General features: G+C 68.5%; 14 protein-coding genes. 12 read left to right on the top strand and 2 right to left on the bottom strand.

Annotated features, from left to right (window positions below):
• Window positions 1–20: 20 nt before the first annotated feature.
• From urtD to ureG, 9 genes are all read left to right on the top strand, one after another.
• Window positions 21–806 (top strand): urea ABC transporter ATP-binding protein UrtD, encoded by a 786-nt coding sequence (urtD, locus tag FZ033_RS01195; RefSeq protein ID WP_149574652.1) that lies wholly within the window; start codon window positions 21–23, stop codon window positions 804–806.
• A 4-nt stretch (window positions 807–810) separates the two neighbouring features.
• Entirely contained in the window at window positions 811–1,506 is a 696-nt protein-coding gene (gene urtE / locus FZ033_RS01190) for an urea ABC transporter ATP-binding subunit UrtE (protein ID WP_149574353.1), read from the top strand.
• The gene (locus FZ033_RS01185; RefSeq protein WP_232847284.1) at window positions 1,472–2,374 is read left to right on the top strand and encodes an urease accessory protein UreD; all 903 of its coding nucleotides are present in this window, start codon (window positions 1,472–1,474) and stop codon (window positions 2,372–2,374) included. Before urtE ends, FZ033_RS01185 begins: the two co-directional genes overlap by 35 nt.
• A 22-nt stretch (window positions 2,375–2,396) precedes the next feature.
• Window positions 2,397–3,017 (top strand): urease subunit gamma, encoded by a 621-nt coding sequence (locus FZ033_RS01180; RefSeq protein WP_149574352.1) that lies wholly within the window; start codon window positions 2,397–2,399, stop codon window positions 3,015–3,017.
• A gap of 65 nt (window positions 3,018–3,082) precedes the next feature.
• The gene (gene ureC, locus FZ033_RS01175; RefSeq protein ID WP_149574351.1) at window positions 3,083–4,795 is read left to right on the top strand and encodes an urease subunit alpha; all 1,713 of its coding nucleotides are present in this window, start codon (window positions 3,083–3,085) and stop codon (window positions 4,793–4,795) included.
• Between the two features lie 97 nt (window positions 4,796–4,892).
• Window positions 4,893–5,450 carry a Dps family protein gene (locus tag FZ033_RS01170; RefSeq protein ID WP_188079232.1) on the top strand — a complete coding sequence of 186 codons (558 nt, stop codon included), beginning with the start codon at window positions 4,893–4,895 and terminating at the stop codon, window positions 5,448–5,450.
• Between the two features lie 64 nt (window positions 5,451–5,514).
• A complete protein-coding gene (locus FZ033_RS01165; protein WP_149574350.1) occupies window positions 5,515–6,342 on the top strand; it encodes an urease accessory protein UreE in 828 nt (275 codons plus the stop codon).
• A 40-nt stretch (window positions 6,343–6,382) separates the two neighbouring features.
• Entirely contained in the window at window positions 6,383–7,102 is a 720-nt protein-coding gene (locus tag FZ033_RS01160) for an urease accessory protein UreF (protein WP_149574649.1), read from the top strand.
• A complete protein-coding gene (gene ureG, locus FZ033_RS01155) occupies window positions 7,099–7,734 on the top strand; it encodes an urease accessory protein UreG (RefSeq protein WP_149574349.1) in 636 nt (211 codons plus the stop codon). The genes FZ033_RS01160 and ureG overlap by 4 nt, the downstream gene beginning before the upstream one ends.
• Window positions 7,735–7,772: 38 nt before the next feature.
• On the opposite strand, the gene FZ033_RS01150 is transcribed toward ureG, so the two are convergent.
• Together FZ033_RS01150 and FZ033_RS24495 are read right to left on the bottom strand one after the other, a co-directional pair.
• Window positions 7,773–8,243, bottom strand: coding sequence for a hypothetical protein (locus FZ033_RS01150; RefSeq protein ID WP_149574348.1), 471 nt, complete (start codon window positions 8,241–8,243; stop codon window positions 7,773–7,775).
• 207 nt (window positions 8,244–8,450) lie between these two features.
• A complete protein-coding gene (locus FZ033_RS24495; protein ID WP_149574347.1) occupies window positions 8,451–9,053 on the bottom strand; it encodes a hypothetical protein in 603 nt (200 codons plus the stop codon).
• Window positions 9,054–9,229: 176 nt separating this feature from the next.
• Here FZ033_RS24495 and FZ033_RS01140 point away from each other — a divergent pair, with 176 nt between their 5' ends.
• The 3 genes from FZ033_RS01140 to FZ033_RS01130 all read left to right on the top strand — a co-directional run bounded on the left by FZ033_RS01140 (window position 9,230) and on the right by FZ033_RS01130 (window position 12,166).
• Entirely contained in the window at window positions 9,230–10,030 is an 801-nt protein-coding gene (locus FZ033_RS01140) for a TlyA family RNA methyltransferase (RefSeq protein ID WP_149574346.1), read from the top strand.
• Window positions 10,031–10,050: 20 nt separating this feature from the next.
• Window positions 10,051–11,253 (top strand): class I SAM-dependent RNA methyltransferase, encoded by a 1,203-nt coding sequence (locus FZ033_RS01135; RefSeq protein WP_149574648.1) that lies wholly within the window; start codon window positions 10,051–10,053, stop codon window positions 11,251–11,253.
• Window positions 11,254–11,386: 133 nt separating this feature from the next.
• Entirely contained in the window at window positions 11,387–12,166 is a 780-nt protein-coding gene (locus FZ033_RS01130; protein WP_232847283.1) for a queuosine precursor transporter, read from the top strand.
• The last annotated feature ends 227 nt before the right edge of the window (window positions 12,167–12,393 follow it).

Below are 12,393 nucleotides of genomic sequence, written 5' to 3'. Positions count from 1 at the left end.
CCCTGGCGCTGGAGGCGGAGATGCGCGAGATCGAGGGCGCGCGCTCAGGGCCCAATCCCAAGGCCCTGACCTCGGCGCTGCTTTATCTCGACAACATCACCGTCTCCTTCGACGGCTTCCGCGCGCTGAACGCCCTCTCCCTCGTCATCGGGGAGGCGGAGATGCGGGCCATCATCGGCCCCAACGGCGCCGGCAAGACCACCATGATGGATGTGATCACCGGCAAGACGCGGCCCAATCAGGGCGTCGCCTATTTCGCCGGTACCCACGACCTCACCAGCCTCGACGAGGCGGCCATCGCCCAACTGGGCATCGGCCGCAAGTTCCAGACGCCAACCGTGTTCGACATGCATTCGGTGGAGGACAACATCCTCCTCGCCCTGAAGGAGGACCGGCGGCCCTTCTCCAACATCTACTGGCGCCGCACCCCCCATGAGCGCGAGCGCATCGACGAACTGCTGGAGCGGGTGCGCTTGAAGGACGCCCGCTTCCGCCGTGCCGGCGATCTTTCCCACGGCCAGAAGCAGTGGCTGGAGATCGGCATGCTGCTGGCGCAGGAGCCGCGCCTGCTGCTGGTGGACGAGCCTGCCGCCGGCATGACCGACCAGGAGACGGCCGACACGGCGGTGCTGCTGCGCGAGATCGCCAAGACCCGATCGGTGGTGGTGGTGGAGCACGACATGCAGTTCGTGCGCGACCTCGACGTGAAGGTCACCGTGCTGCACGAGGGCTCGGTTCTCGCCGAAGGCCCGCTCGACCAGGTGAGCGCCGACGAGCGGGTCATCGAAGTGTATCTGGGGAGGTGAGGGGATGCTGAAGGTTGAGAACCTCGACCTCTATTACGGCGCCGCCCACACCCTGAAGAAGGTGTCGGTGGAGGCCCATGCGGGCAAGGTCACCTGCGTGCTCGGCCGCAACGGCGTGGGCAAGACCTCGCTGCTGCGCGCCATCGTCGGCCAGCGGCCCATCGCGGGGGGCTCCATCACGCTGGACGGCAAGGAGATTTCGAGGATGCCGACGCCGGATCGCGCCGGGCTCGGCATCGGCTTCGTGCCGCAGGGGCGGGAGGTGTTCCCGCTGCTGTCCGTGAAGGAAAACCTGGAGACGGGTTTTGCCCGTCTCGCCCGCAAGGACAAGTATGTGCCGGACGAGGTGTTCGAGCTGTTCCCGGTGCTGAACACCATGCTGCGCCGGCGCGGCGGCGACCTGTCCGGTGGGCAGCAGCAGCAGCTCGCCATTGGCCGCGCGCTGGTGACGCGCCCGCGCCTGCTGGTGCTGGACGAGCCGACGGAAGGCATCCAGCCCTCCATCATCAAGGATATCGGGCGCGCCATTTCCTACCTGCGTGACAAGGGCGACATGGCCATCGTACTGGTGGAGCAGTATTTCGAGTTCGCCCGCGACCTCGCCGACAGCTTCATCCTGATGGATCGCGGCGAGGTGGTGGCGAGCGGGGACAGGAGCGGGCTCGATGGCGACGACGTCCGCCGCCTCATGGCGATCTGATCGCGAGGTGGATGCCGCCGGGGCGGCCGTACTGCCGGGTCCCTCGGTCGCTTCTTCCCGGGAACGAGCGCTGCGGCAGCGCAGCGAAGGGCGGGTCCGCATCGCCGCCTCTGCCTTCGGGGGCGTGACACGCCTGACCGACCTTGCTGAGGGCGGCGCCTTGCGCGCGCGCCTGCCACGAGGCGGGCCGGGGCTGGAAGCCGTCATCGTCAATACTGCCGGCGGGGTCGCCTGCGGCGATGTCTTCGCCATCGAGGCGAAGGCAGGACCGGGCGCCCATCTGACGGTTGCGACCCCCGCCGCCGAGAAGGTCTACCGCTCGGACGGGCCGTGTGCCGATATCCGGGTGCGGCTTGCGGCGGAGGCCGGGGCGCGGCTCGACTGGCTGCCGCAGGAGACCATCCTGTTCGACCGTGCCCGCCTCAAGCGCCGCTACGAGATCGACCTGTCCGCCACCGCCTCCTTCCTCTCCTTCGAGGCGCTGATGCTCGGCCGTCTCGCCCACGGCGACGTTATGGGGGAGGGGCATCTGGAGGATCATTGGCGGGTGCGGCGCGACGGCGCCCTGGTCTTCGCTGATGCCCTTCGCCTTGCCGGCCCGGTGGGCGCGCTCCTCGCCCGGCCGGCGGTGGCGGGCGGGAATCGGGCGCTGGCGACCCTGCTCTATGTGGCGCCCGACGCCGAGAGCCGGCTGGAGGAGGCCCGCGCGCTGCTCGAAGGCGCCCGCTGCGAGGCCGGCGCGAGTGCGTGGAACGGGCTTCTCTGCGTGCGCCTGCTCGCCCCCGACATCGAAACGTTGCGTCGGGATGCGACCTCGTTTCTCATGGCCTTTAGAAACGCCCCGCTGCCCCGCGTGTGGGCTACCTGACGTTCGTTTCAAGGAGATTGCCGTGCTGCTGACGCCGCGCGAGAAGGACAAGCTCTTCATCGCCATGGCCGCCGAGGTGGCCCGCAAGCGCCTCGCCCGGGGCGTGAAGCTGAACCATCCCGAAGCCGTCGCCCTCATCACCGATTTCGTGGTGGAAGGCGCCCGCGACGGCAAGACCGTGGCCGAGCTGATGGAACTAGGGGCCCGCGTCATCACCGCCGACCAGGTGATGGATGGCATCTCCGAGATGATCCACGACATCCAGGTGGAGGCCACCTTCCCGGATGGCACCAAGCTGGTCACCGTGCACCACCCCATTCGCGGCGCGCCCTCCGAAATGGTGCCCGGCGAACTGCTGCCCCAGGAGGGCGACATCCACTTCAACGAAGGCGCCGAGCGGGTGCGCCTCACGGTGTCCAACACCGGCGACCGGCCCATTCAGGTGGGTAGCCACTACCATTTCTACGAGACCAATCCCGCGCTGGCCTTCGAGCGGGAGCAGGCGCGCGGCATGCGCCTCGACATCGCCCCCGGCACCGCGGTGCGCTTCGAGCCCGGCGCCTCGCGTGAGGTGACGCTGGTGTCGTTCGGCGGCAAGCGCGAGGTCTACGGCTTCCGTGGCGCGGTGGCGGGGAAGTTGTGAGCGACACTTGCCGGCTCTGCCCTGTCGTTTCCGTCCCGGTTGAGAATTCCTGAAGGCGATTGCCCATGTCCTCCTCCAAGATGCCCCGCGCCGCCTATGCCCACATGTTCGGCCCCACCGTGGGCGACAAGGTGCGCCTCGCCGATACGCAGCTCTTCATCGAGATCGAAAAGGATTTCACCATCCATGGCGAGGAGGTGAAGTTCGGCGGCGGCAAGGTCATCCGCGACGGCATGGGCCAGTCGCAGGTGGCGAACGCCGACGGGGCGGTGGATACCGTCATCACCAATGCGGTGGTGCTCGACCACTGGGGCGTGGTGAAAGCCGACGTGGGCCTGAAGAACGGCCGCATCGTCCGCCTCGGCAAGGCTGGCAATCCCGATGTGCAGGACGGCGTCGACATCATCATCGGCCCCGGCACCGAGGTGATCGCGGGGGAGGGCAAGATCCTCACCGCCGGCGGCTTCGACAGCCATATCCATTTCATCTGCCCGCAGCAGATCGAGGAGGCGCTCGCCTCCGGCATCACCACCATGCTGGGCGGCGGAACGGGGCCCGCAACGGGCACTTTCGCCACCACCTGCACGCCGGGGCCGTGGCACATCGCCCGCATGATCGAGGCGGCGGATTCCTTCCCCATGAACCTCGCCTTCGCCGGCAAGGGCAATGCCTCGCTCCCCGCCGCGTTGGAAGAGATGGTGCTGGCCGGCGCCTGCGCCCTGAAGCTCCACGAGGACTGGGGCACGACGCCCTCCGCCATCGACTGCTGCCTCTCGGTGGCCGATGCGCTGGACGTGCAGGTGATGATCCACACCGACACGCTCAACGAGAGCGGCTTCGTGGAGGACACCATCGCCGCCTTCAAGGGCCGCACCATCCATGCCTTCCACACCGAAGGGGCGGGCGGCGGGCATGCGCCGGACATCATCAAGGTGGCGGGGCTGGCGAACGTGCTGCCCTCCTCCACCAACCCGACCCGGCCCTATACCCGCAACACCATCGACGAGCATCTCGACATGCTCATGGTGTGCCACCATCTCGACCCGGAGATCGCCGAGGACCTCGCCTTCGCCGAGAGCCGCATCCGCAAGGAGACCATCGCGGCGGAGGACATCCTGCACGACCTCGGCGCGCTCTCCATGATGAGCTCGGACAGTCAGGCCATGGGCCGGGTGGGCGAGGTGATCATCCGCACCTGGCAGACCGCGGACAAGATGAAGCGCCAGCGCGGCAAGCTGCCCGGCGAGCGCGACAGCGACAATCTTCGCGCCCGGCGCTACATCGCCAAATACACCATCAATCCGGCCATCGCCCACGGCATGTCGCGCCATATCGGCTCGGTGGAGGCCGGCAAGCTCGCCGACCTGGTGCTGTGGACGCCGGCCTTCTTCGGCGTGAAGCCGGATCTGGTCATCAAGGGCGGCGCCATCGCCATGGCGCAGATGGGCGATCCCAATGCCTCCATCCCCACGCCCCAGCCGGTGCATTACCGGCCCATGTTCGGCGCCTACGGCCGGGCGCTGACCCACACCTCGCTCACTTTCGTCTCGAAATCGGCGATCGAGGACGGGCTCGCCTCCCGCCTCGGCATCCAGAAGGAACTGGTGGCGGTGGAGAACACGCGCTCCGGCATTTCCAAGAAGAGCATGATCAACAACGACGCCACCCCTGTGATCGAAGTGGATCCGGAAACCTACGACGTGCGCGCCGATGGCGAACTGCTGGTGTGCGAGCCGGCCGAGGTGCTGCCCATGGCCCAGCGCTATTTCCTGTTTTGATTGGATGGAGCGAAAGAATTCGCGCGGGACGGAACCTATGCCGTGGCTGGTGGCTTCTAGCGGGTGTTGCAACTCTTTTTGATTGAGGAGCCACCCCATGTCGAATGTGCGTTCATTGTCCAAGAAGTCGGCCAAGGTTTCCACCGTAGCCAGGACAGCGGCCCTCGCCACTCCCACCGATCTCGACAGCGCGAAGGCGCAGAAGGTGGCGGACGCCATCAACCGCGTGCTGGCGGACACCTTCGTGCTGTACCTGAAGACCAAGAATTTCCACTGGCATGTCAGCGGCAAGCATTTCCGCGACTATCACCTGCTGCTGGACGAGCAGGCCGCGGCTATCTACGCCACGGTCGATCCTTTGGCCGAGCGCGTGCGCAAGATCGGCTGCCAGACGGTGCATTCCTATGCGGAGATCCTGAAGCTCAGCGGGCTGAAGGAGAACGAGGCGGCCTATGTGGCGCCGCAGGACATGTTCGCGGAGCTGATCGCCGACAACAAGGCGGCCATCGCGTCCATGCGCGAGGCCCACGGCATCTGCGACGAGGCGGAGGACATTGCCACCGCCAGCCTGCTGGAAGAATATGTGGACGAGGCCGAAAAGCGCCTGTGGTTCCTGTTCGAGACCAACCAGAATCGGCAGGACAGCGCCACCTGAGCGCACAAGGTCCGCTCCCGGCATTGGGGCGGGCGGCGTTCGGGGGCGGTTCCGGAGTGAAGTCATGATCCGCGCCACCGTCGTCGTCCGCCGTCCCGCCGTCCGCGCGGAGAAGGTGGCCGACGAGATCACCCTCGATCACCACGCCCGCCACCGCCGCCGCTTCGCCCTGACGGCGGACGGCGGCACCGCCTTCCTGCTCGACCTCGACAAGGCGACGGTGCTGGACGACGGCGACGCGGTGAAGCTGGAGGATGGCCGCCTCATCCGCATCAAGGCCGCGCCGGAGGACCTGGTGGAGGTGACCACCGCCAATCCGCTGCGGCTGATGAAGGTGGCATGGCACCTGGGCAACCGCCACGTGCCGGCGGAAATTACCGAGAGCGCGGTCTATTTCGTGGACGACCATGTACTCACCGAGATGGTGCGCGGCCTCGGCGCCGGCGTCGCCAAGGTGACGCGCCCATTCCGTCCCGAGAAGGGCGCCTACGAGGCGGCCGAGGCCCATGGTGGCCACGGGCATGATGATCACGGGCACGAAGGCCACGGGCACGCTCATGGCCATCATGATCATGGTCACGAAGGGCATGCCCATGGCGCGGCCCACGCCGAGGCGCATGTGCATGGACCTGGCTGCGGGCACGATCACGCCCATGACCACGCCCATGACGACCATGCCCATCATGCTCATTCCCGTGGCGCCGAGCCGCACGGCAAATCCCACGCCGCCCATGGCGAGCCGGGCCACGTCCATGGTCCGGACTGCGGCCACGATCACGACCATGATCATCATGGCCACACCCACGCCGCTCACGACGAGCCGGGCCACGTTCACGGCCCGGACTGCGGTCATGATCACGACCATGGCCATGCCGGCCACAAGCATGGCTGAGTCCGGTTCGGACGATCGTTCTTCCCCCGCTCGCCCCGCCATGCCGGGGAGGGCGGGGGTGCGCCCGCAGGCCGACGCTGCTACACCCGTCAGCCTGCTGCCCCTGTTTGCCTGGCTCACCCCGTCCTTCCCGGTGGGAGCCTATGCCTATTCCCACACCCTGGAGTGGGCGGTGGAGGCGGGCGACATCCGGGACGAGGAAAGCCTCGGCGCCTTCCTGGGCGATCTACTGGCCTTGGGATTCGGGCGGTCCGACGCCATCCTCGCCGCCCACGCCCTCCGCGCCGCCGTGGCCGGGGATGAGGCGGCGCTGGCGGAGGTGAATGCCCTCGCCGTGGCGCTCGCCCCGTCCGCCGAGTTGCGGCTGGAGACCTGCCAGCAGGGCCGCTCCTTCCTTGATGCGGTGCGTGCGGCCTGGCCCGCGCCGGGCCTTGATGCGGCGGCCACTGCGCTGGTGGGTGAGGTGGCCTATCCGGTGGCGGTGGGGCTAGCCGCTGGCGTCCATGGCCTGCCGCTGGCGCCGACACTGGAAGCCTTCCTGCTGGCAACGGTGCAGAATCTCGTGTCCGCTGCCGTGCGCCTCGCTCCCATCGGGCAGACCGTCGGCACCCGGGTGGTGGCGCGGCTCGCGCCCACGGTTCACGCTCTGGCGTTGGAAATCCCCGCCCTCACGCTCGACGATCTCGGCAGCGCCACCTTCCGCGCCGATCTCGGCAGCTTCCGCCACGAAACCCAGTACACGAGGCTTTTCCGCTCATGAGTTCCGGCAATACGCACAAGGGCGCCCCGCTGCGCGTGGGCATCGGCGGCCCGGTCGGTTCGGGCAAGACGGCGCTGATGGAGGCGCTCTGCAAGACGTTCCGCCAGCGCTACGACATCTGCGCCATCACCAACGACATCTACACCAAGGAAGATGCACGCCTCCTCACCGTCGCCGGCGCGCTGGAGCCCGAGCGCATCCTGGGGGTGGAGACCGGCGGCTGCCCGCACACCGCCATCCGCGAGGATGCCTCCATCAACCTGCGCGCGGTGGCGGACATGAACGCCCGCTTTCCGAACCTCGATCTGGTGCTGATCGAATCGGGCGGCGACAACCTCGCCGCCACCTTCTCGCCGGAGCTGGCGGACATCACCATCTACGTCATCGACGTGGCGGGCGGGGAGAAGATCCCCCGCAAGGGCGGGCCGGGCATCACCCGCTCCGACCTGCTGGTGGTGAACAAGACCGACCTTGCCCCCATGGTCGGCGCCGACCTCTCCATCATGGAGGCGGACACCATCCGCATGCGGGCCGGGCGCCCTTATGTGTTCGCCTCGATCCGGAACGGCGTGGGGGTGGATGTGGTGGCTCGCTTCATCGAGCAGGCCGGCGGGCTGGTGGCCGCGGCCTGAGGGCCGCTCGCACGGCCCGTGATCAGCTCAGCCCGTAATCAGGTCTTGGGCTTGGCGCAGGCCGCCTCGAACTTGGCGGCCACCGGGGCGATGCCGGACAGCGAAACGCTGCGCTTGGCGCCCTTGACCTCGATGGTCAGGGTGCCGCCGGCCTTGGCGATGGCCTTGAGGTCGGCGAGCTGGGCCGGCGCCTCCACGTCCACCGCGCCGCTTTCCTCGTTGGCGATGCCCTTGCCGGCGAGGCTCTTCTTCTTGCCGCCGGCGGTGAGGATGAGCGGGGTGTCGGCGTCCTTCTCCAGCCCCTTCGAGCCGATCATGGACTGCACCGTGAGGCCCGGGGTGCCGGGCTTGCACAGGAAGAAGATGGCCACCTCGTCCGTCTCCGGCACGCCGAAGACAAGGGCGGCGCTGTCATCGGACTCCTGCGTATGCCAGGTCATCTTCTGCTGCGCGGCGGCGGGCGCGGCGAGGGCAAGAAGAGTTGCGATTGCGAGAGCGGGACGAAACATGACAGGGGTCCTCGTTGCGGCGCGGATCATACCCGCTGCGCGGCAAAGAGGAAGATGGCCACGCTGCACCGGGAGGCCGGGCGGACGTAACCTTCGATCTCGGTAAATCCGCCCCATTAAGTCATTGAATTATAAGGCAGTCTTGACGTGTCGAGGCGTTCCGGGCGGGCAGGGGCGCGCGTTCCTACAAGGTGCGGCCGCACCTTGTTACCGTCCGGTAAGGCAGACTTTCCGGAAGTCGCCCAGCTTGGCCTTGGCGCCCGCGAGGGGGTAGCTCTCGCTGGCGCCCGGCATTCGAACGATGAGCGTCTCGCCCTCATTGAGCAGGTCCAGCACCCGGCCATCCAGCGAAACCGCCGCTTCCACCACCACCCGCCCCTCGGTCGGGGCCCGGAAGGCGGAGGCCGCCAGCTCCAGCCGTCGCTTGCCCGCCGCAAGCGTCAGGGCGACACCGTCCCCGGCCTTGACCTTGCCCGAGGCGGCCTCGACCGTGAACTGGATGAGTTGCGCGCCGGGCTGGCAGGCCATCGCGAACACCGGATCGGCGGCACGCGGCGTGCCGTAGCGCAGGACATAGGTGTCCTCGGCCTTGGCGAGCACCCACACGCGCGGATCGGGTTTGGCTTCGTTCTTCTTCGCGTCAGCCTTCTTGGTATCAGCCTTGGCCTTCGCCTCCGCTTTCGCCTTTTCCTTGGCCGACGGTGCCGCCGCGACGGGTGTCAGCGCCAAGGTCGCCAGCAGGGCCGCCAGCACCACTGCCAGCGCCGCTGCTCCCCCCGAAACAGGCCACGCGCCCTTCACTGCGCTCATGGATGTGAGCCCTCGCCCTACCGCTGCCGCGTCCACACGGAACCCGTCATCCCTGAGGCCGCGTGGCCGCCGGTTGCCGATGATCCCGAAAAGACAGGTGTTTGCGTCCCCCGGAGCCATCGCATATCACGGCCCTCGGCGGCCCGCGACCTCGGGCAAGAAGCCGCATGGTGAAAATGGTGAAGACGCAACCCGATCCGCAACCCGATCCCGCCGCGGCGTCTTCGTCCGCTGCGGCCGCGCGGATGCGCATCGACCGCCTGCTGGTGGAGCGCGGCCTGTTCGAAAGCCGCGCCCGCGCGCAGGCGGCGCTGGCGGCGGGCCTGGTGCGGGTGGATGGCGTCGTGGTGGCAAAGTGCTCCGCCGAGGTGGCGGCCGATGCGCGGATCGAGGCGGCGGACGTTCACGATTTTGTGTCCCGCGGCGCCCTCAAGCTCGCGGCGGGGCTCGACGCCTTCGGCATCGATCCGGCCGGCAAGGTGGCGCTGGACGTGGGCGCTTCCACCGGCGGCTTCACCGAGGTGCTGCTGCGCCGGGGCGCGCGGCAGGTCTATGCGGTGGACGTGGGGCGCGACCAGTTCCATCCCCGCCTCGCTGCCCGGCCGGACGTGCAGCTGATGGAGGGCACCGACATCCGCGCCCTCAGCCGCGACGCCGTCCCCGAGCCGGTCGACCTGGTGGTGGTGGACGTGAGCTTCATCTCGCTCGCTTTGGTTCTGCCGGCGGCGCTCGCATTTGCCGGGAAAGAAGCGCATCTGGTGGCCCTGGTGAAACCGCAGTTCGAGGCGGGCCGCGCCGCTGTCCGCAAGGGCGTGGTGCGCGATGCCGCCGTGCATGAGGCGTGCTGCACCCGTGTGGAAGGGGAGATCGCGGCGTTGGGCTGGCGTCTCCTCGGTCGCATTGCGTCCCCCATCGAGGGGGGAGACGGCAATCGCGAGTTTCTGGTGGGCGCAGTCCGGGAGAGTGGTGGGTTGTGACTGAATTTCTGATTAGCCGCATGGGCGCCCAGGGCGATGGCCTCGCCCAGGGTCCCGACGGCCCGCTGTTTGCCCCCTTCACGCTGGCCGGCGAGCGGGTGAGCGGCCACGTCGACAAGGATCGCCTTGCGGTGGAGGCCATCTTGGCGCCGAGCCCCGAGCGGGCCGAGCCCTTCTGTCCCCATTTTGGAACCTGCGGGGGCTGCCTGCTCCAGCACTGGCAGCTTGAGCCCTATTTCGCCTGGAAGCGCTCCCTCGTGGTGGAAGCGCTGGCGCGCGAGAACATCGAGACGGAGGTTCGCCCGCTGGTGGATGCCCATGGGGCCGGCCGGCGGCGCGTCATCTTCCATGCCCGCCAATATGGCGCGCGCACGGTGGTGGGGTTCGCCGAGCGGAAGTCCCACGCCATGGTGGCGCTGGAAGCCTGCCCGGTGCTGGCGCCCAGCCTCGATCTGGCCTTGCCGGCTGCGCGGGCGGTGGCGGCAGCCCTCGCGCCCCTGAAGAAGCCGCTGGATCTGCAGGTGGTGGCCACCGACACCGGGCTGGACATGGATGTGCGCGGCTCCGGCCCTCTGCCGCCAGCCCTGCTCGCGGAGGTGGCGGCCATGGCCGAGCGCTTCGGCCTCGCCCGCCTGACACGCCACGGGGAGCTGGTGCTGCAGCGCGTGGCACCCATCCTGTCCATGGGTCGGGCCAAGGTGGAGCTGCCGCCCGCCGCCTTCCTCCAGGCCACGGCCGAGGGTGAGCGCGTGCTGGCGGACGCCGTGCTCGCCGCTACCCAAGGCGCCCGCAAGGTCGCCGACCTGTTCGCCGGCGCCGGCACCTTCGCCCTGCGCCTCGCCGAGCACGCCCGCGTGTTCGCGGCGGAGAGCCATGCCGGCGCGCTGGCGGCGCTCACCAAGGCCTCGCGCGCCACCTCGGGCCTGAAAGCCGTGGACGGCGAGGCGCGGGACCTGTTCCGCCGCCCCCTCATGGCGGCCGAGCTTGCCGCCTTCGACGCGGTGGTGATCGACCCGCCCCGCCAGGGCGCCGAGACGCAGGCGCGAGAGCTGGCGCAGGCGAAGCTTGGCCGCGTGGTCTATGTCTCGTGCAATGTGGCCACCTTCGCGCGGGATGCGCGCCTTCTGGTCGCTGGCGGTTTCCGCCTCGGCGCGGTGACTCCAGTGGACCAGTTCCGCTATTCGCCCCATGTGGAACTGGTGGCCACGTTCGAGCGCGGCTGAGCGGACGGTTCTGCCGCTGCGAAAGCTAGGCGCGGTGCCGGTTCTGCGGTTTAATGCGGTGCAGCATGGCGCCGGACCCGCCGGGGCTTGATCGCCCTGCGGGGAACGGCCCGACCGTTTTCGAGGCTGCCCCGTGAAACCCCAATTGGACGACACCCCATTCGCCGTGGCCGGCGTGCACGAGCCTGCCGGCATCCGCGCCGTGGAAGCGCGCTCCCTCGAAGGGGCGCGCCTGCGCTATTACGATTATTGCATGGTGGCCTTTTCGGTCATCCTCATCTGCTCCAACCTCATCGGCGCCGCCAAGGTTTCGGTGGTTCAGGTGCCGTGGGTCGGGCCGGTCATCTTCGGCTCGGCGGTGCTGTTCTTCCCCCTGTCCTACGTGCTCGGCGACGTGCTCACCGAGGTCTACGGATATGCCCGGGCGCGGCGCGTGGTGTGGGTGGGCTTCTTCGCCTCGGTCTATGCGGCGGCCATGGCGGCGGCCGTGGTGGCCATGCCGCCGGCTCCCGGCTGGCCGGCGCAGGAGGCCCTGACAACGGTGTTCGGCCAGACGCCGCGCATCTTCGCCGCCTCGATCCTCGCCTTCTGGTGCGGCGAGTTCGCCAACGCCTATGTGATGGCGTGGATGAAGATCCTCACCGGCGGCCGGCACCTGTGGACGCGGACTATCGGCTCGACGGTGGTGGGGCAGGCGGTGGACAGCCTCATCTTCTACCCGCTCGCTTTCCTCGGGGTGTGGGAGACCCATCTGGTGGTGATGGTGATGATCTCCAACTACCTGATGAAGGTGGGCTGGGAGGCGATCCTGACCCCGGTGACCTACAAGATCGTCGGCTTCATGAAGCGCCGCGAGGGCATCGACGTGTACGACGTGGGAACGGACTTCACCCCGTTCCGGACCAAGGTGTGAGCGGCGACCATTGCGTTAAACGCAAACGGCGGCGTCCTCGCGAAACGCCCCTTGCACGAAGCGGCCCGGATTGGGCGATGCAGGCTTTATTTCAGCCACAGGCGCCGGTAACCATGCCGTCGTTCGGGCCGATCCTCGCCGCATTTTCAAAAGGGGCGAACGGTGGGGATTGGCCGGATGGGCCGGCATGCTGCCGGGCCAGGAGCGCGAAGGTTCTGTCTGGAGAC

Origin of the sequence: Xanthobacter oligotrophicus, from assembly GCF_008364685.1 — a bacterium.
GTDB lineage: Bacteria > Pseudomonadota > Alphaproteobacteria > Rhizobiales > Xanthobacteraceae > Xanthobacter > Xanthobacter oligotrophicus.
The sequence above is the reverse complement of the archived record's forward strand: the minus strand, read 5'-3'. Positions and strand labels throughout refer to the sequence as shown.